This window comes from Pseudomonas sp. P5_B3, assembly GCF_056400405.1.
The window spans coordinates 16,928-38,750 of sequence record NZ_JBFULI010000039.1; the positions used below are offsets into that span (position 1 = coordinate 16,928).

A 21,823-nucleotide genomic window follows, 5' to 3' on the forward strand; every position below is an offset into this window, starting at 1 on the left:
TCGGGCACGCCGAGAGGCGCTTAAAGCGTCGAGAGGAAGGTGCTGTTGGTGGCTTGCCATTCGGTGATGTCGACACGAATGCGCTTCTTGTCGAGTTTGCCGACGCTGGTCTTGGGAATTTCAGTAACAAGGGCAATCTGGCTCGGAATCGCCCACTTGCTCAAGTGCCCCAGCTCCACGAACGGCTTGAGGTGTTCCTTGAGTTCCCGAGCCCCGATTGCATGACCCTCACGGAGCACCAGCAGGGCAAACGGCCGCTCGCCCCACTGCGGATCGGGAATCCCCACCACTGCTACTTCACGTACCGCCGCATGACGGCTGATCAGGTCTTCCAGGTCCAGGGAGGAAATCCACTCGCCACCGGTCTTGATCACGTCCTTGATCCGGTCACGAATGTCGATCACCCCCATGCTGTCCAGGGTCGCCACGTCGCCGGTGTGCAGCCAGCCGCCGGCCCAGAGCTCGGCGCCCTTCTGCGGTTCATTGAAATAGCCCTCGGTGAGCCACGGTGCACGCAGCACCAGTTCACCCTGAGTCTCGCCGTCGGCGGGCAGGAAGTTGCCCTCGGTGTCGACGATCGCCGCCTCCACCAGCGGCCCCGGCACGCCAGCCTTGATCCGGTAGGTGGTGCGTTCGTCTTCGGTGCCTGCCATCAGCTCATCGTTCAAGTGCGCGCACGACACCAGCGGCCCGGTCTCCGACATGCCGTACGCCGCGGTCAACTGAATGCCCTTGGCCTTGGCCGCCTCGTACAACGTACGGTTCAGGGCGCTACCGCCGATGACGATTTTCCAGCCGCCGAAGTCGACGTTCTGCGCGGCCTTGGCATTGAGGACCATCTGCAAAATGGTCGGTACGCAATGGGAGAACGTGACCTTCTCCTTGCGCCACAACTCCACCAGGTATTCCGGGTCATAGCGGCCGGGATACACCTGCTTGAGCCCGAGCATGGTCGCCACGTACGGCAAGCCCCAGGCGTGGACGTGGAACATCGGGGTGATCGGCATGTACACGTCGTTGGTGCCCAGCAGGCGCACGCTATCGATCGCGCCCATGATGGTCGACACGCCCATGGTGTGCAGCACCAGTTGCCGATGGGTGAAGTACACGCCCTTGGGGTTACCGGTGGTGCCGGTGGTATAGAACGTGGTCGCGACCGAGTTTTCGTCGAAATCCTCGAAGTCGTACTGCGGGCTCGCCGCTGACAGCAGTTGTTCGTATTCGCCGACGAGGTTCGGCAGGTCCGCGGTTTTTTCCGGCAGGTCAGTCAGCAGCAGGGTTTTCTCGACCGTGGTCAGTTGCCCCTCGATTGCCTTGTACAGGCCGACGAACTCGCTGTTGACCAGCACAAAGCGGTCCTCGGCGTGGTTCATGGTGTAGAGGATCTGTTCCGGCGACAGTCGCACGTTGATGGTGTGGATCACCGCACCAATCATCGGGATGGCGAACATGCATTCCAGGTAACGATGGCTGTCCCAGTCCATCACACCCACGGCATCCCCGGGCTTGACCCCGGCCGCCGTCAGCACGTTGGCCAGGCGGGCCACCCGTTCGATCAGGGTCGGGTAGCTGTAGCGCAACTTGTCGCGGTAGATGATCTCGCGGGTTTTCTCATAACGGGCACCAGACATCAGCAGCCGTTTGATCAACAGCGGGTACTGGTAAGCGCCTTCGGCCGGGGGGATAACGCGAGTCTGCAACATAAGAATCCCTTTTTCTGACTGCACGGTCGTGACTGAAAGTACGCACTGTAGTGCCCTTGATCGTCAGCCAAATCAGCCAAAGGAATGATTTGCAGAACCGCGCAAATGCTAGCGTTGCGCCAGCATTTGCAGCAATTCGTGAACCGTTACGGTCAGTGCATCTCGGTAAACGCGAGTTTCACACCGATCGCAATCAGCACCGCGCCCATGGTCCGGTCGAACCAGTGGCCCATGCGGGCGAAACCGGCGCGTACGCGCTGCTGGCTGAACAGCATCGCCACCAGGCAGAACCAGGCCGCTGTCGCCGCCGCCAGGTAAACCCCGTAACCGGCCTGCACGGCCAGTGGCGTTTGCGGATTGATGACCACGGTGAACAGCGATAGGAAGAACAGCGTGGCTTTCGGGTTGAGACCGTTGGTGACGAACCCTGAAGTGAAGGCACCACGGGCGGTGCGCTCGCCGGCTTCCTTGTGCAGATCGTCCACCACAGGCTTGGCCGGTTGCGCGCGCAGTGCCTTGTAACCGATGTACAACAGGTAAGCGGCGGCGGCCCATTTCAAGGCATTGAACAGCACGATCGACTGGGACACGATCAGGCCGATACCCAACAGCGAATAACCCACGTGCAGGAAAATCGCCGTCCCCACACCCAGCGCGGTCCAGGTGCCTGCGCGGCGACCGTGGGTAACACTCTCACGCACCACGACAGCAAAGTCCGGGCCGGGGCTGGCCACGGCCAGCAAGTGAATCAGGGCAACGGTCAAGAATTCTGTCCAGTACATGGGGGCTCCTTCAGGCCAAGCGTATCTATTTATTTCATCTGGTAGGCTCGGCAGATTACGCCTTCAGTTCATTGCACAAAAGGTACAGTTGATGACGAACACTCGCCGCGCCGTTTTCCTCGACCACCCGTCCCTGGACCTTGGCGACCTTGACCTCAATCCGCTGCGCAGTTGTTTCAGCGAACTGCAGCTTTTCGCCCAGACCTTGCCCGATCAAGTCATTGAACACCTCAAGGGTGCCACCGTCGCCATCAGCAACAAAATTGTCATCGATGCCGCCGCCATGGCCGCCAGCCCTGATCTCAAGCTGATCCTGATCACCGCCACCGGCACCAACAACGTCGACCTCGCCGCCGCCCGCGCCCACGGAATTACTGTGTGCAACTGTCAGGGCTACGGTACGCCATCGGTGGCGCAGCACACGATCATGCTGCTGCTCAACCTGGCCACACGCCTGGCCGATTATCAAAAAGCCGTCGGCGAAGGTCGCTGGCAGCAGGCCAAACAGTTCTGTTTGCTGGATTACCCGATTGTCGAACTCGAAGGCAAAACCCTTGGACTGCTGGGCCACGGCGAATTGGGCGGCGCAGTCGCACGGCTGGCCGAAGCCTTCGGCATGCGCGTTCTGCTGGGGCAAATTCCCGGACGCCCCGCCCGGCCGGATCGCTTGCCGCTGGATGAACTGTTGCCACAGGTCGATGCCCTGACCTTGCACTGCCCACTCAACGAACATACCCGCCACTTCATCGGTGCCCGTGAACTGGCCTCGATGAAGCCCGGTGCATTTGTGGTCAACACCGCACGTGGTGGTCTGATCGACGAACAGGCACTGGCCGACGCCCTGCGCAACGGGCATCTGGGCGGCGCCGCCACGGACGTGCTGAGCGTCGAGCCCCCCATTAATGGCAATCCGCTGCTGGCCCACGACATTCCGCGCCTGATCGTCACCCCGCACAACGCCTGGGGCAGCCGCGAAGCGCGTCAGCGAATCGTTGGCCAAGTGACCGAAAACGCACTGGGATACTTCAGCGGTAAGGCGCTGCGGGTCGTCAGTTGATAAACTGCGGCACTTTTTTTAACGGGAGCAGTTATGGATCCGCGCAGTGAAGTACTGCTTCGTCAGGCCGAGTTATTCCAGGGTTCGGTGTTGCTGGCCGGTTTGCCCGCCGACGACTTGCTGGGCCGTCTGCCCGAAGCTCATGGCTGGTGCTGGCACGCCGGCGATCAGGCCGCGCTGGACGCCCGCTTTGCCGAGCGCAGCCATTTTGGCGTGAATGCGCCGCAGCGCGAGTTCGATAGCGCCGTGGTGTTTCTGCCCAAGGCCAAGGACCTGACCGACTACATCCTCAACGCCCTCGCCTCGCGGCTGGCCGGCCGTGAGCTGTACCTGGTCGGCGAGAAAAAAAGCGGCATCGAAGGTGCCGCCAAACAACTCAACCCGTTCGGCAAGCCACGCAAACTCGACAGCGCGCGACACTGCCAGCTCTGGCTGGTCACCGTGGCCAACGCGCCTGAAGCCAAACCGCTGGAAAGCCTGGCGCAGACCTACGAACTGCCGCTGGCCGAAGGCCCGCTGAAGGTCATCAGCTTGCCGGGGGTGTTCAGCCATGGTCGCCTGGATCGCGGCAGCGCGCTGCTGCTGGAACATCTGGACAAACTGCCCGGCGGTCACCTGCTCGATTTCGGTTGTGGCGCCGGGGTTCTGGGGGCAGCGGTGAAACGTCGTTACCCGCACAACCAGGTCACGTTGCTGGATGTGGATGCCTTTGCCGCTGCCAGCAGTCGTCTGACTTTGGCTGCCAATGGTCTGGAAGCCGAGGTGATTACCGGTGACGGAATCGATGCCGCACCGATGGGTTTGAGTGCGATTCTGAGCAATCCGCCGTTCCATGTCGGGGTGCACACCGACTATTTCGCAACCGAAAACTTGCTGCGAAAAGCAGCCAAACATCTGAAAAACGGTGGCGAACTGCGCTTGGTAGCTAACAGCTTCCTGAAGTATCAACCGCTGATCGAAGAGCATTTGGGCGTGTGTGCGATCAAGGCGGAAGGACAGGGCTTCAGAATCTACCGGGCAAAGCGCGGCTGAGAATTTGTACTTGCCGAATGGATTTTGCCTAGGCAGAATCCGCTCCGTCCTAGGGGAGTAGTCTCCCACGAGCGCCACGCTCGTCCGGCATGCGTCAACATACTTGGTCAAAAGACCATGGCGCATGCGACCCAAGCATCCACATCAGATGGATCGCAGGGTTTGACAAGACCTATGACACGAACACCTTACCCGGGGCGGGAAGGCTGTACGTGTCATAGCCGTGTCGACCCGCCCCTTAGGAAAACCCCTGATGCTGGATTCACTACTCGTACCTACCGCAATCGTTGCCTTGGCCGAAATCGGCGACAAGACGCAACTGCTCGCGCTCATTCTCGCTGCCCGCTTCCGCAAGCCCTGGCCGATCATCGCCGGTATCGTCGCCGCGACCCTGGCCAACCACGCTGCAGCCGGTGCGATAGGCGCCTGGGTCGGCAGTTTCTTCTCGGATACGATGCTGCACTGGATCCTCGCCGCGAGCTTCGCCGCGACCGCACTGTGGACCCTGGTCCCGGACAAGATGGATGACGACGAAGCCAGCACCGCCCGCAAGTTCGGGCCGTTCCTGACCACGCTGATCGCGTTCTTCCTGGCGGAAATCGGCGACAAGACGCAGATCGCGACCGTGATGCTCGCGGCCCAGTATCCAGAGCTTTGGCTGGTGATCATCGGCACCACCCTCGGCATGCTGATTGCCAACGTACCGGTGGTACTGGCGGGCAACTTTGCCGCAGACAAATTGCCCTTGACCCTGATCCGTCGACTGGCGGCGTCGGCGTTCTTCATCCTGGCGATTGTCGCGGTGTACAAGGCGATGCAGAGCAGCGGGTGGGTTTGACGGTTTAGGTCGATAGACCGCGTTATCGTTCATCGCGAGCAAGCTCGCTCCCACAGGGTTCGGCGTCGAGCACAAAACCAATGTGGGAGCGAGCTTGCTCCGGGCGGCGCTCCGACGATGAGGCCCGAAGCCTCAATAGATGACCGTCAGGATTTCTTGGCCTGCTCATACAACGGCATCACTTTCGGAATCGCCGCCTGCAACGCCGCAATACGACTCGACGACGCCGGGTGAGTGCTCATGAATTCCGGTGGCGCACCTTCCGAGACCTTGCTCATCTTGTTCCACAGGGTAATTGCGGCATTCGGGTTGTAACCGGCGCGGGCCGCCAGTTCCAGGCCAATCAGGTCCGCTTCGTTTTCATTGGCGCGGCTGTTGGGCAAGGTCATGCCGTAGTTCGCCACGGTATCGGCCAGGGCCATGGTGTCCTGCCCCAATCCCAACAAGGCACCGGCGCCCTGCTTGGCCATTTCGATGCCGTAAGCCTTGGACATCGCTTCACGACCGTGCTCACGCAGGGCGTGGGCGATTTCATGCCCCATGATCGCGGCGATTTCATCGTCGGTCAGTTTCAGTCTGTCGATCAGGCCGGTGTAAAAGATGATTTTGCCGCCAGGGCCGCAGTTGGCGTTGAGCTCATCGCTCTTGATCAGATTGACTTCCCACTTCCACTGAGCCGCGTCCGGACGAAACGTCGGCGTCTGGGCAATCAGCCGGTCGGCAATCGCCTGAACCCGCCGGGCTTCATTGCTGGTCTTGTCCAGCACACCTTTGCTGGACGCTTCGCCCACGGTCTTCTGATAGGACTGGGCGTACATCTGGTCGACCTCTTGCGCGGACAACATGCTGAACATGTACTGCTTGCGCTCAATGCCCACTGCACCGCCGCTGGTGGTATTGACCGACTGACAACCGGTGAGCAGCAGCGCTGCGCTCAGTGCACTGACAACCAAAATCTTGTTCATCAAAAATTTCCCTGAAAACATGCCGCGTATCCTAGGCGTGGAAATGTCTAGACGCCAGATACAATGGACGTAAGACGCACAATTCGGACAAAGCTCTCATCGCCGTAGAAAAAATTCACATACGGCAACAACCCGCAGTCCATCACGCCGCGCATGGATTCATTTGCGACATCCGACACGCAAAAACAGTCATTTCAGCTGCCCGCGCTCATGCCCGTCCGACACTCTGCCGATACACCTGGGCAGACGTCCTTTTGCGTGCGGAGCCCCCATGAAATTCAAGTCGATCCAGTTTTCCGTGGCAGCCCTTGCCGGCGCCATTGTCCTTAGTGTCGTGGCAGCGCTGGTGGTGTATGCGCTGCTCTCCGGCGCCCGGACCCAAGACATGGTCCAGGAGCGGACCCAGGCCCAATTCGAGCAAGTCATCGAACAGCGCCTGACGTCCCTGGCGCAAACCCAGGTCAGCCAGATCCAGCGTGAACTCGAAGCACCGCTGCTGATTGCCGGCGGGCTGGTGCGGGTCAACGCCCTGATCGGCACACCGGGTACCGATGGCCAGCCTGCGCTGAGCCTCAGCCGCGAGCAATTGATCGGTCTGATCAAGGAAAACGTGGTCAAGAACCCGAAAATCCTCGGCACCTATATCGGTTGGGAGAAAGACGCACTGGATCACAACGATGCGGCCTATGTCGGCACTCAGGTAGTCGGCATCGACGCCGCCAACGGGCGCTTCCTGCCCTGGTGGTTCCGCAACGACGACGGCACCCTGGGCCTGGACAAACTGGTGGACGTCGACGACCAGAAAACCCTGTCCACCGGCGTGCGCGCCAGCGAGTACTACCTGTGCTCAAAAGAAACCAAAAAATCCTGCGTGATCGATCCGGCGCCTTATAAGGTGGGCGACAAAATCGTCATGCTCGCCTCCTTTATTGAGCCGATCATGCTCAACGGTGCCTTCCAGGGCATCGTCGGTGCCGACCTGTCGGTGAACTTCATCCAGGAAATGCTCTTGGGCGCCAACCAGAAACTCTACAGCGGCGCCGGGGAAATGGCCCTGATCGGCGGCAATGGCCGGATCGTTGCCTACACCAAGGATCCGAGCAAATTCGGCGAAAAGGTCAGCGACATCCTCGACAGCAAGCAGATCGCCAACATGGCCAATCTCAAGCGCGGCGAAGTCACCTATACCGTCGACAAGGCCCAAGGCCGGATCGAGTTGTACCTGCCGTTCGGCATCGGCCAGACTGACGCCCGCTGGACCTTGATGCTGCAGTTGCCGCTTAATGCGGTCATGGCCGACCTGCAAAAACTCCAGGCCGACCTGAACGCACAGCGCAAATCCGACACCTTCGGCATGGCGATGGTCGGTCTGGTGATTGCCGGTATCGGTTTGCTGGTGATCTGGCTGGTGGGCCACGGCATCGCCCGTCCGCTCAAGCAGATGGTGGCCATGCTCGACGATATCGCCCAGGGCGAAGGTGACCTGACCCGGCGCCTGAGCAGCGACCGCGCCGATGAACTGGGTTCGATCGCCAAAGGCTTCAATACTTTCCTGGCCAAGTTGCAGGCGATGATCACCCAGGTGGTGACGTCGGTGCAGAGCGTCAGCGATTCGTCGGAACACACTGCCGACATCGCCATCCGCACCAATACCGGTGTACACAAGCAAATGGCCGAGATCGATCAGGTGGCCACCGCTGTGCAGGAAATGACCGCCACCGCCCAGGACGTGGCGCGCAACGCGACCCAGGCCGCACAGGCCGCCAGCCATGCCGATCAGGCCGCCAGCCAGGGCATGCAGATCGTGCGCGACACCTCGAACTCGATTGGCGCCCTCGCAGTGGAAATCGGCCGCGCCGTGGGCGTGGTGCAAACCCTGGCCAAGGACAGCGAAAACATCAACGCCATCCTCACCGCCATTCGCGGGATCGCCGAGCAGACCAACCTGCTGGCCCTGAACGCGGCCATCGAAGCCGCCCGCGCCGGTGAACAGGGCCGAGGTTTTGCGGTAGTGGCCGACGAGGTGCGTAACCTGGCGCAGAAAACGCAAAAGGCCACCGAAGAAATCCAGACCATGATCCAGCAACTGCAGCAAGGCACGCGGGATGTAGTGCGGGTCATGGAAGACAGTCAGAACCGTACGGACGAAAGCGTACAGCACGCCTCCAAGGCCGCCGAAGCACTGGAAACCATTACTCAGGCGGTGTCGGTGATCAATGACATGAACACCCAGATCGCCAGCGCGGCCGAGGAGCAAAGTGCGGTGGCGGACGACATCAACCGCAACGTGATCAACATCGGTCAGGTGGCCAATGAAGTGGCCGGCGGCGCCGATGAGTCGAGCGCGGCCAGTGCGAATTTGACCAGGTTGGCCGAGCAGCAGCGGCGGTTGATCAATCAGTTCAGGGTTTGATCCAAAGGCCCCATCGCGGGCAAGCYCGCTCCCACAGGGGATTTGTGTACGCCACAGATCCAATGTGGGAGCGRGCTTGCTCGCGATGGGGCCGGCTCAGCCACCCAATAATTCAACCCGGAGTGAGGCACTCCGGCCCATTGAGCTTCGGATCATTCACCATGTTGGCCAGCACCCGCTCGCGCAACACGGCAGGCTCACTGGCCAGCAATGCTTGCAATGCATGCAACGGTGTCTCGGGATCCAGCCACGCCGCCTGCCCCACCTCATCAAGAATCAACGGCCGCCGCTGGCTTGCCGCCGGTTGGGTAATCACGGCGGTACTCAGCCAAACCTGCTCTTGCACCGGATACGCCTCCCAGATCGCCGCAAAAAACAATGACGAACCCTCCCCCGGTGTCAGCCAGTACGGGCGCTTGCGCGTCGTGCCGCGCCATTCGTAGAAACCGTTGGCCGGCAACAGGCAGCGGCGCAAGCGCAGGGCTTCGCGGAACATCGGTTGTTCGGCCACGGTTTCGGCACGAGCGTGGGCCGGAGTGCGGGACAGATCGGTCAGCCAGGGTGGCGTCAGGCCCCAGCGGGCGCGGGCCAGCGTGCGTTGACCGTCAGGCTCGGCCCGCAGCATCAACACCGAATCATTGGGGGAAATGTTCCACTGCGCCTGCTGGTCGGCGGGAAAACCGGGCAGCGCCGCGAAGGCGGGGTTCCAGCGAAACAGGGCATAACGTCCACACATGGGGCAACACGGCTCTTGATCAAACGAACGCCAGCCTAACAGACCAGCGTGCCGGGAAAGCTGTCCGGTTCATCGCCGGACAGCGGCAGCGCGGCATTGTACGCGGTGATCAGCTCGCGGGCGTATGCAGCCTGATCGTTCTCGACCGACAGCCCCAGCAAGCCATAGATCGGCAACTCGCCGCTGCCCCCGAGCAAATCACGGCCCACCAGGTGCGCCTCGATGCCCTCGCTGGCGAGCATGCCTTGCAGCAACTCGCCTTCCATCAGGTTCTCCGGGTCGTAGATGCGCTGCATACACGCTCCTCACTCGTTTTCGCTGAACACTTCGAGATGCCATTCATCTTCATGAACCTGCAACACGAAGGTTATCGGCCGGCAGCACACCTGACAGTCTTCAATATAGGTCTGATCGCCACCGGACAAATCCAGCGTCGTCTCGACTTCCTCACCACAATACGGACATTCATATTGCGCAGTTTCCAGCATCGCGGTCTCCCAGGTGACTTGTGCGTATAATCGCCGGTCTATTTGCAGGGCTATTTTTGTCTGGCTACTTTTTCAGACCGCACCCCGCCGGTTTTCAATCAAAACCTTTACTTACCCTAGCCGTTTCTAACAAGAGAGCATGATGGGCGAATTCGATGCCATCCGACCTTACGACGACAGCGAAGTCCCGGCAGTGCTGGCACGACTGCTCGGCGACAAGGCGTTTCTAGATATCCTCACCCACTTCCGCTTCCCGCGTTTCGCCGGCGCTTTAGGCTGGGCACTCAAACCTCTTATAGCCCATCGGCTGCGCCGTGAGTTTGCCGGCATTAACTCCGTGGCCACATTACAGGACAAAGTCGAGGTTTACGTCGACCACACCATTGAGCGCGCCACCGACGGCGTCACCTATACCGGGGTGGAGCAATTCAAGTCCGGCAGCGCCTACCTGTTTATCGCCAACCACCGCGATATCGTGATGGACCCGGCCTTCGTCAACTATGCCGTGTACCACGCCGGCCTGCCGACTCCGCGCATCGCCATTGGCGACAACCTGCTGCAAAAGCCTTTCGTCAGCGACCTGATGCGCCTGAACAAGAGCTTCATCGTGCACCGCTCGATCAGCGGTCGCCGGGAGAAAATGGCGGCTTATCAACTGTTGTCGGCGTACATCAACCATTCGATCCGCAACGATTGCGCCTCGATCTGGATCGCCCAGGCCGAAGGCCGCGCCAAGGACGGTGACGATCGTACCGAATCGGYGATCCTCAAGATGTTCCACATGAGCCGTAAGGACGAACCGTTCGGCGAAGTCATCCAGTCGCTGAACCTGACCCCGGTGTCGATCAGCTACGAATACGACCCGTGCGATCAGGCCAAGGCCCGCGAGCTTTACATCCGCGCTACCACCGGCAGCTACACCAAGGCGCCGGGCGAGGATGACGTGAGCATCGCCAAGGGCATCACCGGCTACAAGGGTCGGGTGCATGTGAACTTTGCCGCGCCGATCACCGAACTGTTCGAAGGCACCAAGCAGTTGGCGGTCGAGACGGACAAGCAAATCCTCAGCGGCTATCGCTTGTTCCCGGTGCACTACCTGGCGTACGCACAGTGGAAAGACGCCGATCCGCAGTTGCAGGTACCAAAAGCCGCCGAAGTGTTCCCGGCCGAGGAACTCGCCAAGGCCCAGGAAGAATGGCAACGCCGCCTGGACGCCTGCCCTGAAGAGCATCGTCCGTTCCTGGTGCTGCAATATGCGACGCCGGTGCGCAATCAGTACCGGGTGAAGGCAGGGTTGCCGCTGTAAGCGGTTTCGGCTGGATACGAGAACGGCGCCTTCGGGCGCCGTTCTTTTTAAATCAAGATCTTTTACTTTGAAAAGGCTCAGACCTGAGTACTGATCCAGGAAACCAGCAGCGCCATCCCCATGCAGGCAAAACCGAAGATGTAGAAAAAACGGTTCTTGCGCAAGGTCGCCCAGTCCAGCGTGGGCTCTACGTTGGGGCTGCTCTGGCGCTGTGCCTGAAGGCTGGCCATCGCGCGCATTTCACGACGACGGGTAGCGTGCAGCAACCAGCCGCCCGGAAAGGCAAAGAGCAAGGCCAGCAGATTGATCAATTTGGCGGGATGGGCGGTAAACAGCGTCATCAAGTGCAGCGACATCACAAACCTCAAGTCAAACAGGTGGCAGGTGCCGGACCGGCGACCGCGGCGCGGATTCTACCGAAAGCCTGCGCGCCTGCCCTCTGTTTCCGACAAATAACGAGGCAATTGATCAATGGTTGTCCTGAGTCACGGCTTCGTCATCTGTATCGGCGACCATGCGCGCCTCGAAACCGACAAGGACCACGTCATGCTCCACGCCGAAAACCAGGATCGCCTTTACCTCATCACCCCCAGCGAAGAACAACAAGCCCTCGTCGGCAGCCTCGCCTTCAATGTTCAGGACCGCCATTGGCTGGTGTATTGCGCCCTGGGCGGGCATCAACACGCGGATTTGCCGGAAACGGATCTGCTTACCGGCGTGAGCGTGCTGGACTTTTACTCACAAGCCGCCTGACACCAACGCCCCCCTGTAGGAGCGAGCCTGCTCGCGATGGTCGTTAACGATTACGCGGGGAATCTGATACCCCGCGGCGTCCTCAAGTCCATCGCGAGCAGGCTCGCTCCTACAAGGGGGCTCGCATTATTCGCCGAGAATCTGCCCCACGGTCGGGTCCTTGAACAGGCGGGTCAATGCATCACTGAGCACATCGCTGACCAGCTTGGTGTTGGTTTCCTGGTTCGGCGCCATACCGAAGCGCTGGTCCAGGGACGAACCATAACGGCCGCTGTAGCGACGGTTGGCGTTCTGCACATCGGAGCGGAAGGTCGCGCCGATGGTGGCTTCGGTCACGTACATGCCTTCCTTGGGCGACTGGTACTTCAACTCCACCAGGGTCACGGTCAGTTGCGGTGCATTCATGGCATTGTTCGTCGGGGTAAAGCCCAACAGACGCACGGCGGCTTCAGCCTGGGCCTGCAGCTTCGGCAGGATCTGCGCGCCCTGCACAGTGATCGCGCTGGTCTCCGGGTACAGGCCACCACGGGTGCCCAGCGTCGGCGACGGGCGACCGTCCACTACACGCACCACGACGGGCTGGCCATGGCCGACCGGGGCCAACTGGGCGGTCAGCTTGGGTTCCGGGCTCAGTTGTTGCGGGCTGTGGGCGCAGCCAACCAGCGTCAAACTGGTCACAGTGATCAAACCGAACAACAGGCGTTGCAACATGCTCTTCTCTCCAGAATCAGGCACAAACAGGCCCGCAGTATAGCGGTGCGCCACTGCGGGGAACCAGCACCTCACAGTGTTTGATGAAATCTCTGACAAACCCTTGGGAAAGCAGTTCATGTCACATATCTGTCATCGCCCATACACTTGCACGTAACGGCTAGTGGGCTATTTTCACCGTAGCCACCCCACAAGGTACTCCAGCATGCGCCACCTGATCTCTCTGTTCGCGCCACGCCCACTGCATCGCTGCTTCGCCCTGCTCGACCGCAATGGCCACTGCCAGGCCTTCAAACAGTGCAGCCTCCAGCCCATGGGCGATGGCTGGGTTGAAATCGAAGAGATCCGCCTGAACTGGCTGGATCAACCGCTGCCTGCCGGCGCCCGGGTCGTTTCGCAGCAGCTACAACCACGCTCGCGTGCACAGCAAATGATGACGACCTGACCAAACACCTAATAAAAGTCATTAAACACGACCATTTCCCTGCGTTTCTTAGATACAATCTCCCCCCGATTATAAGGACGTCTCCTGATCGGGCCTCGCAGCATCGTCAATGCGCTTGCATTGACACCCCGCACCGCCCACAGAGAGCCGCCCACACAGATCGAGTGAAGCTGGCGCGCTTGCTGTTTTGTTGAGCAAAACCTCCACTTTTCGCGAATCTGCAGAGCTGTCATTACGCTCGGTCACTGAGCTGTTTGCCCGTTTTGCCTGCCCTGTATCCCATGGCGGCAATCCATCCGGGCACGGTGCCAGGCTGGGACAGCCCTTTTTGAGGTTCACGTCTTCAAAAGAGCGTGAAAAAAACGGGTTTTCACAACTTCACAAGAGTGTGGCGAGCAAATGAATAGTTTTGCGTCTGAACATGCACCATTAGCGTCTACAACAGCCCAACGACACAGGACCGAGTATTCCTCGAACACCGGAGCCTGAAGCCTGTCCGCTACGGATTTGGTTGCACAAACGGATGTATCGACCATAAGTCGAATTGCCTCCCGCGCGTCGAAATGAGTTCATATGGCTCATGGGCCCGGCAGGTAGCGTCCGTCGAAGTTGCGATAAATTGCGAAGATTCGGACATGGCGATCCTGCCATGGGTACCTGGGGCAACACTGACACGCCCCGTCACTCCTGGCAGCCATGCCGACAATTTGGTGCTGCAGATTTTGGAGACGCGTTAAATGGCGCATAACGAAGCAGTCGACGTAGTACTGGTTGGGGCCGGCATCATGAGTGCCACCCTTGCAGTACTGCTCAAAGAGCTCGACCCCGCGATCAAGCTGGAAGTCGTCGAGCTGATGGATTCCGGTGCCGCGGAGAGTTCCAACCCGTGGAACAACGCCGGTACCGGTCACGCCGGGCTGTGTGAGCTCAACTACACGCCGCAGGCCGCCGATGGCACCGTCGACATCAAGAAAGCCGTGCACATCAACACCCAGTTCGAGGTGTCGAAGCAGTTCTGGTCGTACCTGACCAAAAAAGGCACGTTCGGCTCGTGCAAATCGTTTATCAGCCCGGTGCCACACCTGAGTTTCGTGCAGGGCGACAGCGGCGTGTCCTTCCTCAAGGAACGCTTCAAGGTGCTGAGCAAGCACCACGCCTTCGCCGACATGGAATACACCGAAGACAAGGCCAAAATGGCCGAGTGGATGCCGCTGATGATGCCTGGCCGCGATCCTGGCGAAACCCTCGCCGCGACCCGCGTGATCAATGGCACCGACGTCAACTTCGGCGCCCTGACCAACCAGTTGCTCAAGCACCTGACCAGCGCACCCGATGCACAGGTCAAGTACTGCAAGCGCGTGACCGGCCTCAAGCGTAGCAACGGTGGCTGGACCGTCAGCATCAAGGACGTCAACAGCGGCAACACCCGTGAAGTCGATGCCAAATTCGTCTTCCTCGGCGCTGGCGGCGCGGCACTGCCGCTGCTGCAAGCCTCTGGTATCGAAGAGAGCAAAGGCTTCGGCGGCTTCCCGATCAGCGGCCAGTGGCTGCGTTGCGACAACCCGGAAGTGGTCAAGCACCACCAGGCCAAGGTCTACAGCCAGGCTGCCGTGGGTTCGCCGCCAATGTCCGTGCCGCACCTGGACACCCGCGTGGTCGAAGGCAAGAAGTCCCTGCTGTTCGGACCATACGCCGGCTTCACCACCAAGTTCCTCAAGCACGGCTCCTTCATGGACCTGCCGATGTCGGTTCGTGCCGGCAACATCGGTCCGATGCTGTCCGTGGCAAAAAACAACATGGACCTGACCAAGTACCTGGTCAGCGAAGTGATGCAGTCGATGGAGCAGCGCCTGGAATCCCTGCGTCGCTTCTACCCGCAAGCGAAAGCCGAAGACTGGCGCCTGGAAGTGGCCGGCCAACGGGTGCAAATCATCAAGAAAGACCCGAAAAAAGGCGGCATCCTGCAATTCGGTACCGAACTGGTCGCGGCCAAGGACGGTTCCCTGGCGGCACTGCTCGGCGCTTCGCCAGGTGCCTCGGTGACCGTTTCGATCATGCTTGAGCTGATCGAAAAATGCTTCCCGGGCAAAGCCAAGGGCGAATGGGCCACCAAACTGGCTGAAATCTTCCCGGCCCGGGAAAAGGTTCTGGAAACCGACGCTGCGCTGTATCGCAAGATCAACACGCAGAACAACGTTGCCCTGGAACTGGTTGAAGCCAGYAGCGAGACCGAAAGCTACGCTTGATTCGGCCTTATGAAAAACGCCCCGTTCTCACTGAGAACGGGGCGTTTTTTTATGCCTTTAAAAGATCGTTAACCGCGAGCTTTTTCAATCAGCTCGATGTAATCCTGCGCATTGCGCTGATCCTTGATCAGGGCAACGAAGTCATTGCCGTGCTCATCCTTGCCATTCAGCTCGTAACCCGCTTCGACGAAGAACGTCAGGAAACGCTCGAAATCGTCAATGCGCAGGCCACGATAGGCCTTGACCAGTTTGTGCAGGGACGGAGAAGTCGCGTCGACCGGTTCGAAATCGAGGAACAACTTGATCTGCTCATCGCCGATCTCGTCACCAATCACTTGTTTTTTATCTTTACGCATTGCCGACTCCAGCTCGCAGACATTACACAGGGCGGGCAGTTTACCCCTGCGCAGGCACAGGGCTCAACGCGGACGAGTGCTGCCGGTGTGCAGATCGGCCCAGACATGACCATTGGCGTAGCTGAGAAACTGACAATACACCGTGTCGTTGCGCAGCAAATCGATCACCACGCGGTATTGAGCGAGCGGGTAATAGAGGGTCAGGGTTTTGCTCTTGTCGTCGTAGACCGGCTTCTTCAGGCTTTTGCTTTCACCATCGAAGTTCACCAGCACCTGGCTGATGGTGGCGCCCTTGTTCAGGGATTTGCCCTTGAGACGAATCATTAAAGGCGACGTGACCGGAATCGGCTGTTGATTGGATTGACGCTGGGCACCGACTACCACCGAATAATCGGTGACTTGCATCAGTTGCTGCTGTTCGGGATCGGCATCGCGCAGCGTGAGATCGTCCGGCGGCAGGAATTGACTGTGCATGGGCGCCGGCGCGGCGGCCAGGGGCAGGCTGAGGGTCAGCAACAGGGCGGCGCAGCTGCGGATCAAATGGCTCATGACAGGTTCCGGAATCGAGGCCGGGCACTTTACCATGGGCTGAAGGAAGTGGTTCAAGTGCACAGAAACCACTGTGGGAGCGAGCTTGCTCCGGGCGGCGTTCCGACGATGACGTCGGCACATCCAGCATTAATGTGTCAGTGACATAGCCATCGCGAGCAAGCTCGCTCCCACAGGGTAGGGATCAATCGAACTGCGCGCGCATCCAGGCCTGATACTCGGCAACGCCGGGCTCGCCTTCGCGCGGCGCCCAATGCGCCAGCTCACCTTCACCGACCGGACGGTAAGGGCCGGCCTTGCATTCGAACATCAGGCTGTCGGCCTCCAGCACCACCAAACCGTGGAACACACCGGTTGGCAGGTCCACACCAACACAATCGCCACCGGCCTGAAGCACGGTCTTGCTCAGCACCGTACCGGTCTCATCGAAGATCAACACGCCCAGCCGGCCCTTGAGGACCAACAGGGTTTCGGCCTTGTTGTCGCCCAAATGCCGGTGAGGCGGGATATACGTGGACGGCTGCAACCCCACCGCCATGCGATGGCATGCGTCTTCCATCTGATGGAAGTTGTGATGCTGACGCCCCCGAGGATTGGCCGCAGCTTTCCCGGCCAGCTCGGCGAACAAGGTCTGATCCAGAAAGCGAGGCGTATCCATGTCTTACATTCCTTTAACGGCGAAAATCCCGTTGGCGTTACGCCAGTAGCCTTTGTAGTCCATACCGTAACCGAAGATGTAGCGATCGATGCACGGCAGACCGACGAAATCGGCCTTGAGGTCCGGACGGGCCTTGCGGTCGTGGTCTTTGTCGATCAGCACGGCGGTGTGCACTTTACGTGCGCCAGCGTGTTTGCAGAAGTCGATGATCGCGCCCAGGGTGTGACCTTCGTCGAGGATGTCGTCGATGATCAGCACATCACGGTCGATGAAGGACACTTCCGGCTTGGCTTTCCAGAACAGGTCACCGCCGCTGGTTTCGTTGCGATAGCGGGTGGCGTGCAGGTAGGACGCTTCCAGCGGGAAGTGCAGGTAGGTGAGCAGCTTGCCGGAGAAAATCAGCCCGCCGTTCATCACGCAGAACACCACCGGGTTGCTGTCGGCCATTTGTTCGTTGATTTGTGCACCGACGCGGGCGATGGCCGCCTCGACTTCAGCTTCGGTGTACAGGCAGTCAGCCTCTCGCATGATTTGACGGATATGCTCGAGATCAGCGGACATGGCGCTCTCCAGGGGGTTTGAGGGGAGGGACGGATTCGGAAAAGCGGGCAAAGGTACGCATCAAGCGAGGCCAGATCAAGCCTTTGTGGACTAACGTACTGTATGTCTATAGGACAACACCCTCGGATAGATTAATCTAGACCGGTTTTTTTGCCCGCCGCCGGAGCCTTTCCCAATGCCCATTCATGAGATCCGCCACCCGCTGATCCGCCATAAACTTGGCCTTATGCGCCGTGCAGACATCAGCACGAAGAATTTCCGTGAGCTCGCTCAGGAAGTCGGCGCCCTGCTGACCTATGAAGCCACCAAAGACCTGCCGCTGGAATCCTACGATATCGAAGGCTGGTGCGGCACCGTATCGGTCGAAAAAATCGCCGGCAAGAAAATCACCGTGGTGCCAATCCTGCGTGCCGGCATCGGCATGCTCGAAGGCGTACTCAGCCTGATCCCGGGCGCCAAAGTCAGCGCCGTCGGCGTGGCCCGTAACGAGGAAACCCTCGAAGCCCACACCTATCTGGAAAAACTGGTACCGGAAATCGACGAACGCCTGGCCATGATCATCGACCCGATGCTCGCCACCGGCGGCTCGATGGTTGCCACCATCGACCTGCTGAAAAAAGCCGGCTGCAAGGACATCCGCGCCATGGTGCTGGTCGCCGCGCCAGAAGGCATCGCCGCCGTAGAGAAAGCTCACCCGGACGTGATCATCTACACCGCTTCCATTGATCAAAAACTGAACGAACACGGCTACATCATCCCAGGGCTTGGCGATGCCGGTGACAAGATCTTCGGCACCAAGCAGAAGGACGCGTGAGCATGCAGCAAGAGTTCAACGATCCGCTCTGGCGCACGGTGCTGTCCGGCGCACAGATGCTGTTCGTGGCCTTCGGCGCCCTGGTGTTGATGCCGCTGATCACCGGCCTTGACCCGAACGTGGCGCTGTTCACGGCCGGCCTGGGGACGATCCTGTTCCAGATCGTCACCGGGCGTCAGGTGCCGGTGTTCCTGGCATCGAGCTTTGCCTTCATCACCCCGATCATTCTCGCCAAGGGCCAATTCGGCCTCGCCGCGACCATGGGCGGTGTGATGGCGGCGGGTTTCGTCTATACCTTCCTCGGCCTCGCGGTGAAGATCAAAGGCACCGGTTTCATCGACCGCCTGCTACCGCCGGTAGTGATCGGACCGGTGATCATCTCGATTGGCCTGGCCATGGCGCCGATTGCCGCCAACATGGCCATGGGCAAGGCCGGCGACGGCAGTGAATTGATTCATTACCAGACGGCGATGATGATCTCGATGCCCGCACTGCTGACTACGCTGATCGTCGCGGTTTTCGGCAAGGGCATCTTCCGCCTGGTGCCGATCATCTCTGGCGTGCTGGTCGGTTTTGCCATGGCGTTCTATTTCGGCGTGGTCGATACCGCGAAGATTGCAGCGGCACCATGGTTCGCCATCCCGAACTTCACCGCGCCGGAATTCAACTGGCAGGCGATTCTGTTCATCGTTCCGGTGGCCCTCGCCCCGGCCATCGAACACATCGGCGGCGTGATTGCCGTGGGCAGCGTGACCGGTCGCGATTACCTGAAGAAGCCTGGCCTGCACCGTACCCTGCTCGGCGACGGCATTGCCACCACGGCGGCAGGTCTGTTCGGCGGCCCGCCCAACACCACCTACGCCGAAGTGACCGGCGCAGTCATGCTGACCAAGAACTACAACCCGAAAATCATGACCTGGGCGGCGATCTTCGCCATCAGCCTGGCGTTCATCGGCAAGTTCGGTGCACTGTTGCAAAGCATTCCGGTACCGGTGATGGGCGGGATTCTCTGCCTGTTGTTCGGTTCGATTGCGGCGGTGGGGATGAACACACTGATCCGCCACAAGATCGATCTGGCCGAGGCGCGCAATCTGGTGATTGTTTCGGTGACCCTGGTGTTCGGGATCGGCGGCGTGCTGATCGGCACCGGCACCGGGCCGGACGATTTCGGCCTCAAGGGCATCGCGCTGTGCGCAGTGGTGGCGATTGGCTTGAACCTGATCCTGCCGGGAAATGACAGCTGGAAGCACAAGAAAGCGCATGAGCCGCTGCTGTAATGCTTCAAGAGCTTTGTTGTTAATGAAATAGCTTTCGCGAGCAGGCTCGCTCCCACAGGAGATTTGTGAACAACACAAATCAAAATGTGGGAGCGAGCCTGCTCGCGATGCTTTAAAGCGCCAACGGTGCCCTTTCGCACAACGCACTCAACGCCCGCGCCCAGTGCGGATCATCGTTTAGGCACGGCACCAGCACCAACTCCTCTCCCCCTGCAGCGCGGAATTGCTCCTTGCCGCGATCACCAATCTCCTCCAGTGTCTCGATGCAATCGGCAACGAACGCCGGGCACATCACCAGAATCTTTTTCACGCCGCTTTTGGCCAACTCATCGAGACGCGCTTCGGTGTAGGGTTCGATCCATTTGGCCCGCCCCAGACGCGACTGGAACGACACCGACCACTTGCCCTCCGGCAGCCCCAAACGCTTGGCGACCTCTGCCGCCGTGCGCAGGCATTGGCCGCGATAACAGGTGGCGACCACCTCCGGCGGCGCCCCGGCGCAGCAATCACCGCCACCCTCGAAGCTGTGACCGGGGTTGAGCTTCTTCAGATGCCGTTCCGGCAAGCCGTGAAAGCTCATCAGCAAATGATCGAAATCCTGCTCCAGGTAGGACCTGGTCGTGGCCACCAGCGCATCGAGGTATTCCGGTTGGTCGTAGAACGGTTGCAGCACCGACAGCTGTACGTCGAGGTTTTTCTCGCACACCACGCGTTTGGCTTCCGCGATGACCGTGGTGGTGGTGCTGTCAGCGAACTGTGGATATAGCGGCGCCAGCGTGATTCGCTTGTGCCCCGCGGCAACCATGCGAACCAGTGTCGATTCGATCGAAGGCTCGCCGTAACGCATGGCCAGTTCGACCGGGCCGTGGTGCCACTGGTCAGTCATGGCTTGTTGCAGACGACGACTGAGTACCACCAGCGGCGAGCCCTCGTCCCACCAGATCGAGGCATAAGCATGAGCCGACTGCTCGGGACGCTTGATCAGGATCAGCGATACCAGCAAGCGTCGAACCGGCCATGGCAGGTCGATCACGTACGGGTCCATCAGAAATTGATTGAGGTAGCTGCGCACATCCGCCACCGAGGTGGAGGCAGGTGAACCCAGGTTGACCAGAAGCAACGCGTGATCGGTCATGCAACGTCCTATTTCAAAGGCGACCGGACAGATCGTCCAGAGCCGCGCGCAATTCCGTGAACTGAAAAGTGAAACCAGCCTGTAACAATCGCACCGGGGTGGCGCGCTGGCCGCCCAGCAACAGCAAGGACAACTCGCCCAACCCAACCCTCAATGCGAAGGCCGGCATCGGCATGAACGCCGGGCGATGCAGCACGTCGCCCAACGCCTTGGCAAACTCGCGGTTGCGCACCGGTTTGGGCGCGCACGCATTATAGGGACCGCTGGCCTCGTTGCGATGCAGAAGAAAATCAATGAGGGCGATTTGATCGTCGATATGAATCCACGGCATCCACTGCCGGCCGTTGCCGATCGGCCCTCCCAGACCCAGTTTGAACGGCAGTAACAGCCGCGACAAAAAGCCGCCCTCCGCCGACAGCACCAACCCGGTACGGATGTGAATGACGCGAATGCCCATCGCTTCGGCCCGCTGTGCAGTCTCCTCCCAGGCGATGCATAACTGGCTGGCGAAGTCTTCACTGACCGGCCCCGAATCCTCGGTCAGTTCACGCTCGCCGCCGTCGCCATACCAGCCGACAGCCGAACCGGAAATCAAGACCCGGGGTTTATGCTCGCGACTTTCGAGCCACGCCAGCAAGGTTTCGGTGAGGGTGATGCGGCTGCTCCACAACAAGGCTTTACGCTTGTGCGTCCAGAGTCGGTCGGCAATCGGCGCTCCGGCCAGATTGACGATCGCATCCACCGGCTCCTGCCCCAGATCCCCCAACCGGGCAATTCCACGCACTTGGGCACCACATATTTTCGCGACTTTTCCAGGCTGACGACTCCAGACTGTCAGGCGATATCCCTGAGCCGACCAGTGCCGGCAAAGTTGACGTCCTATCAAACCAGTACCGCCGGTCAGCAATATGTGCATGACTTCTTCCTCGCGTGGCGTTTTACCCTGTCCATTAGTCTATTTTTATAAGCAGGGATCTTTGGTATCGAGCAGGCTCTAT

At 59.9% G+C, this 21,823-nt stretch carries 24 protein-coding genes, 1 pseudogene and 1 riboswitch; of the genes and pseudogenes, 11 read left to right on the top strand and 14 right to left on the bottom strand.

The window, feature by feature from the left end:
• Positions 1-20: 20 nt before the first annotated feature.
• Together AC1DRN_RS21110 and AC1DRN_RS21115 are read right to left on the bottom strand one after the other, a co-directional pair.
• Positions 21-1,703 (bottom strand): fatty acid--CoA ligase, encoded by a 1,683-nt coding sequence (locus tag AC1DRN_RS21110; RefSeq protein WP_223461178.1) that lies wholly within the window; start codon positions 1,701-1,703, stop codon positions 21-23.
• Positions 1,704-1,855: 152 nt separating this feature from the next.
• Positions 1,856-2,485: a LysE family translocator gene (locus AC1DRN_RS21115; protein WP_223461176.1), complete on the bottom strand. Its 630-nt coding sequence runs from the start codon at positions 2,483-2,485 to the stop codon at positions 1,856-1,858.
• A 91-nt stretch (positions 2,486-2,576) separates the two neighbouring features.
• On the opposite strand from AC1DRN_RS21115, the gene AC1DRN_RS21120 reads away from it, so the two are divergent.
• The 3 genes from AC1DRN_RS21120 to AC1DRN_RS21130 all read left to right on the top strand — a co-directional run bounded on the left by AC1DRN_RS21120 (position 2,577) and on the right by AC1DRN_RS21130 (position 5,412).
• Positions 2,577-3,542: a 2-hydroxyacid dehydrogenase gene (locus AC1DRN_RS21120; RefSeq protein ID WP_223461174.1), complete on the top strand. Its 966-nt coding sequence runs from the start codon at positions 2,577-2,579 to the stop codon at positions 3,540-3,542.
• Positions 3,543-3,575: 33 nt separating this feature from the next.
• A complete protein-coding gene (locus AC1DRN_RS21125) occupies positions 3,576-4,574 on the top strand; it encodes a class I SAM-dependent methyltransferase (RefSeq protein ID WP_223461172.1) in 999 nt (332 codons plus the stop codon).
• Between the two features lie 39 nt (positions 4,575-4,613).
• A riboswitch (yybP-ykoY riboswitch) is annotated at positions 4,614-4,738 on the top strand.
• A gap of 89 nt (positions 4,739-4,827) precedes the next feature.
• On the top strand, positions 4,828-5,412 hold the full coding sequence (locus tag AC1DRN_RS21130) for a TMEM165/GDT1 family protein (RefSeq protein WP_223461170.1): 585 nt from the start codon (positions 4,828-4,830) through the stop codon (positions 5,410-5,412).
• 146 nt (positions 5,413-5,558) lie between these two features.
• Here the strand turns inward: AC1DRN_RS21130 and AC1DRN_RS21135 are convergent, their stop codons facing one another.
• Positions 5,559-6,377, bottom strand: coding sequence for a M48 family metallopeptidase (locus AC1DRN_RS21135; RefSeq protein ID WP_223461168.1), 819 nt, complete (start codon positions 6,375-6,377; stop codon positions 5,559-5,561).
• 1,360 nt (positions 6,378-7,737) lie between these two features.
• On the opposite strand from AC1DRN_RS21135, the pseudogene AC1DRN_RS21140 reads away from it, so the two are divergent.
• Both AC1DRN_RS21140 and AC1DRN_RS21145 read left to right on the top strand, forming a co-directional pair.
• Positions 7,738-7,935 (top strand): annotated as a pseudogene (locus AC1DRN_RS21140) (HAMP domain-containing protein); the annotation flags it as partial.
• Between the two features lie 111 nt (positions 7,936-8,046).
• Positions 8,047-8,790 carry a methyl-accepting chemotaxis protein gene (locus AC1DRN_RS21145; RefSeq protein WP_457266085.1) on the top strand — a complete coding sequence of 248 codons (744 nt, stop codon included), beginning with the start codon at positions 8,047-8,049 and terminating at the stop codon, positions 8,788-8,790.
• Between the two features lie 112 nt (positions 8,791-8,902).
• Here the strand turns inward: AC1DRN_RS21145 and AC1DRN_RS21150 are convergent, their stop codons facing one another.
• The 3 genes from AC1DRN_RS21150 to AC1DRN_RS21160 are packed head-to-tail and all read right to left on the bottom strand — an operon-like array spanning position 8,903 to position 10,014.
• On the bottom strand, positions 8,903-9,526 hold the full coding sequence (locus tag AC1DRN_RS21150) for an SOS response-associated peptidase (protein WP_223461164.1): 624 nt from the start codon (positions 9,524-9,526) through the stop codon (positions 8,903-8,905).
• Positions 9,527-9,561: 35 nt separating this feature from the next.
• A complete protein-coding gene (locus tag AC1DRN_RS21155; RefSeq protein WP_008045983.1) occupies positions 9,562-9,822 on the bottom strand; it encodes a putative signal transducing protein in 261 nt (86 codons plus the stop codon).
• Between the two features lie 9 nt (positions 9,823-9,831).
• Positions 9,832-10,014, bottom strand: coding sequence for a CPXCG motif-containing cysteine-rich protein (locus AC1DRN_RS21160; protein ID WP_007979317.1), 183 nt, complete (start codon positions 10,012-10,014; stop codon positions 9,832-9,834).
• 139 nt (positions 10,015-10,153) lie between these two features.
• Between AC1DRN_RS21160 and AC1DRN_RS21165 the strand changes: the two genes are divergently transcribed.
• Positions 10,154-11,320, top strand: a complete 1,167-nt coding sequence (locus AC1DRN_RS21165; RefSeq protein ID WP_477786792.1) for a 1-acyl-sn-glycerol-3-phosphate acyltransferase — start codon at positions 10,154-10,156, stop codon at positions 11,318-11,320.
• A 77-nt stretch (positions 11,321-11,397) separates the two neighbouring features.
• On the opposite strand, the gene AC1DRN_RS21170 is transcribed toward AC1DRN_RS21165, so the two are convergent.
• Positions 11,398-11,676 carry a hypothetical protein gene (locus AC1DRN_RS21170; RefSeq protein ID WP_223461160.1) on the bottom strand — a complete coding sequence of 93 codons (279 nt, stop codon included), beginning with the start codon at positions 11,674-11,676 and terminating at the stop codon, positions 11,398-11,400.
• A 190-nt stretch (positions 11,677-11,866) separates the two neighbouring features.
• Here AC1DRN_RS21170 and AC1DRN_RS21175 point away from each other — a divergent pair, with 190 nt between their 5' ends.
• Entirely contained in the window at positions 11,867-12,073 is a 207-nt protein-coding gene (locus AC1DRN_RS21175) for a hypothetical protein (protein ID WP_085724026.1), read from the top strand.
• A gap of 126 nt (positions 12,074-12,199) precedes the next feature.
• Here the strand turns inward: AC1DRN_RS21175 and AC1DRN_RS21180 are convergent, their stop codons facing one another.
• On the bottom strand, positions 12,200-12,784 hold the full coding sequence (locus AC1DRN_RS21180; protein ID WP_223461158.1) for a YajG family lipoprotein: 585 nt from the start codon (positions 12,782-12,784) through the stop codon (positions 12,200-12,202).
• A 205-nt stretch (positions 12,785-12,989) separates the two neighbouring features.
• Here AC1DRN_RS21180 and AC1DRN_RS21185 point away from each other — a divergent pair, with 205 nt between their 5' ends.
• Entirely contained in the window at positions 12,990-13,229 is a 240-nt protein-coding gene (locus AC1DRN_RS21185) for a hypothetical protein (protein ID WP_223461156.1), read from the top strand.
• Between the two features lie 737 nt (positions 13,230-13,966).
• Positions 13,967-15,475, top strand: coding sequence for a malate dehydrogenase (quinone) (mqo, locus tag AC1DRN_RS21190; protein ID WP_223461154.1), 1,509 nt, complete (start codon positions 13,967-13,969; stop codon positions 15,473-15,475).
• Positions 15,476-15,543: 68 nt separating this feature from the next.
• Here mqo and AC1DRN_RS21195 read toward each other — a convergent pair whose 3' ends face one another.
• From AC1DRN_RS21195 to AC1DRN_RS21210, 4 genes are all read right to left on the bottom strand, one after another.
• Entirely contained in the window at positions 15,544-15,831 is a 288-nt protein-coding gene (locus AC1DRN_RS21195) for a PA4642 family protein (protein ID WP_223461152.1), read from the bottom strand.
• 63 nt (positions 15,832-15,894) lie between these two features.
• Positions 15,895-16,380 carry a hypothetical protein gene (locus AC1DRN_RS21200; RefSeq protein ID WP_223461150.1) on the bottom strand — a complete coding sequence of 162 codons (486 nt, stop codon included), beginning with the start codon at positions 16,378-16,380 and terminating at the stop codon, positions 15,895-15,897.
• Between the two features lie 184 nt (positions 16,381-16,564).
• A complete protein-coding gene (locus tag AC1DRN_RS21205) occupies positions 16,565-17,038 on the bottom strand; it encodes a WbuC family cupin fold metalloprotein (protein WP_007981336.1) in 474 nt (157 codons plus the stop codon).
• Positions 17,039-17,041: 3 nt separating this feature from the next.
• Positions 17,042-17,599 (bottom strand): hypoxanthine-guanine phosphoribosyltransferase, encoded by a 558-nt coding sequence (locus tag AC1DRN_RS21210; RefSeq protein WP_150728000.1) that lies wholly within the window; start codon positions 17,597-17,599, stop codon positions 17,042-17,044.
• A gap of 175 nt (positions 17,600-17,774) precedes the next feature.
• On the opposite strand from AC1DRN_RS21210, the gene upp reads away from it, so the two are divergent.
• Both upp and AC1DRN_RS21220 read left to right on the top strand, forming a co-directional pair.
• A complete protein-coding gene (upp, locus tag AC1DRN_RS21215; protein ID WP_108214877.1) occupies positions 17,775-18,413 on the top strand; it encodes a uracil phosphoribosyltransferase in 639 nt (212 codons plus the stop codon).
• A gap of 2 nt (positions 18,414-18,415) precedes the next feature.
• Positions 18,416-19,690, top strand: a complete 1,275-nt coding sequence (locus AC1DRN_RS21220; protein WP_223461148.1) for a uracil-xanthine permease family protein — start codon at positions 18,416-18,418, stop codon at positions 19,688-19,690.
• Positions 19,691-19,802: 112 nt separating this feature from the next.
• On the opposite strand, the gene hemH is transcribed toward AC1DRN_RS21220, so the two are convergent.
• Together hemH and AC1DRN_RS21230 are read right to left on the bottom strand one after the other, a co-directional pair.
• Positions 19,803-20,825 (bottom strand): ferrochelatase, encoded by a 1,023-nt coding sequence (gene hemH, locus AC1DRN_RS21225; RefSeq protein ID WP_223461146.1) that lies wholly within the window; start codon positions 20,823-20,825, stop codon positions 19,803-19,805.
• A 13-nt stretch (positions 20,826-20,838) separates the two neighbouring features.
• Positions 20,839-21,741: a TIGR01777 family oxidoreductase gene (locus AC1DRN_RS21230; RefSeq protein ID WP_223461144.1), complete on the bottom strand. Its 903-nt coding sequence runs from the start codon at positions 21,739-21,741 to the stop codon at positions 20,839-20,841.
• Positions 21,742-21,823: the final 82 nt, after the last annotated feature.

Coding starts and splice junctions, on each gene's coding strand:
- AC1DRN_RS21110 (WP_223461178.1), bottom strand. CDS start 1,703: ATGTTGCAGACTCGCGTTATCCCCCCGGCCGAAGGCGCTTACCAGTAC.
- AC1DRN_RS21115 (WP_223461176.1), bottom strand. CDS start 2,485: ATGTACTGGACAGAATTCTTGACCGTTGCCCTGATTCACTTGCTGGCC.
- AC1DRN_RS21120 (WP_223461174.1), top strand. CDS start 2,577: ATGACGAACACTCGCCGCGCCGTTTTCCTCGACCACCCGTCCCTGGAC.
- AC1DRN_RS21125 (WP_223461172.1), top strand. CDS start 3,576: ATGGATCCGCGCAGTGAAGTACTGCTTCGTCAGGCCGAGTTATTCCAG.
- AC1DRN_RS21130 (WP_223461170.1), top strand. CDS start 4,828: ATGCTGGATTCACTACTCGTACCTACCGCAATCGTTGCCTTGGCCGAA.
- AC1DRN_RS21135 (WP_223461168.1), bottom strand. CDS start 6,377: ATGAACAAGATTTTGGTTGTCAGTGCACTGAGCGCAGCGCTGCTGCTC.
- AC1DRN_RS21145 (WP_457266085.1), top strand. CDS start 8,047: ATGGCCGAGATCGATCAGGTGGCCACCGCTGTGCAGGAAATGACCGCC.
- AC1DRN_RS21150 (WP_223461164.1), bottom strand. CDS start 9,526: ATGTGTGGACGTTATGCCCTGTTTCGCTGGAACCCCGCCTTCGCGGCG.
- AC1DRN_RS21155 (WP_008045983.1), bottom strand. CDS start 9,822: ATGCAGCGCATCTACGACCCGGAGAACCTGATGGAAGGCGAGTTGCTG.
- AC1DRN_RS21160 (WP_007979317.1), bottom strand. CDS start 10,014: ATGCTGGAAACTGCGCAATATGAATGTCCGTATTGTGGTGAGGAAGTC.
- AC1DRN_RS21170 (WP_223461160.1), bottom strand. CDS start 11,676: ATGTCGCTGCACTTGATGACGCTGTTTACCGCCCATCCCGCCAAATTG.
- AC1DRN_RS21175 (WP_085724026.1), top strand. CDS start 11,867: ATGCTCCACGCCGAAAACCAGGATCGCCTTTACCTCATCACCCCCAGC.
- AC1DRN_RS21180 (WP_223461158.1), bottom strand. CDS start 12,784: ATGTTGCAACGCCTGTTGTTCGGTTTGATCACTGTGACCAGTTTGACG.
- AC1DRN_RS21185 (WP_223461156.1), top strand. CDS start 12,990: ATGCGCCACCTGATCTCTCTGTTCGCGCCACGCCCACTGCATCGCTGC.
- AC1DRN_RS21195 (WP_223461152.1), bottom strand. CDS start 15,831: ATGCGTAAAGATAAAAAACAAGTGATTGGTGACGAGATCGGCGATGAG.
- AC1DRN_RS21200 (WP_223461150.1), bottom strand. CDS start 16,380: ATGAGCCATTTGATCCGCAGCTGCGCCGCCCTGTTGCTGACCCTCAGC.
- AC1DRN_RS21205 (WP_007981336.1), bottom strand. CDS start 17,038: ATGGATACGCCTCGCTTTCTGGATCAGACCTTGTTCGCCGAGCTGGCC.
- AC1DRN_RS21210 (WP_150728000.1), bottom strand. CDS start 17,599: ATGTCCGCTGATCTCGAGCATATCCGTCAAATCATGCGAGAGGCTGAC.
- upp (WP_108214877.1), top strand. CDS start 17,775: ATGCCCATTCATGAGATCCGCCACCCGCTGATCCGCCATAAACTTGGC.
- AC1DRN_RS21220 (WP_223461148.1), top strand. CDS start 18,416: ATGCAGCAAGAGTTCAACGATCCGCTCTGGCGCACGGTGCTGTCCGGC.
- hemH (WP_223461146.1), bottom strand. CDS start 20,825: ATGACCGATCACGCGTTGCTTCTGGTCAACCTGGGTTCACCTGCCTCC.
- AC1DRN_RS21230 (WP_223461144.1), bottom strand. CDS start 21,741: ATGCACATATTGCTGACCGGCGGTACTGGTTTGATAGGACGTCAACTT.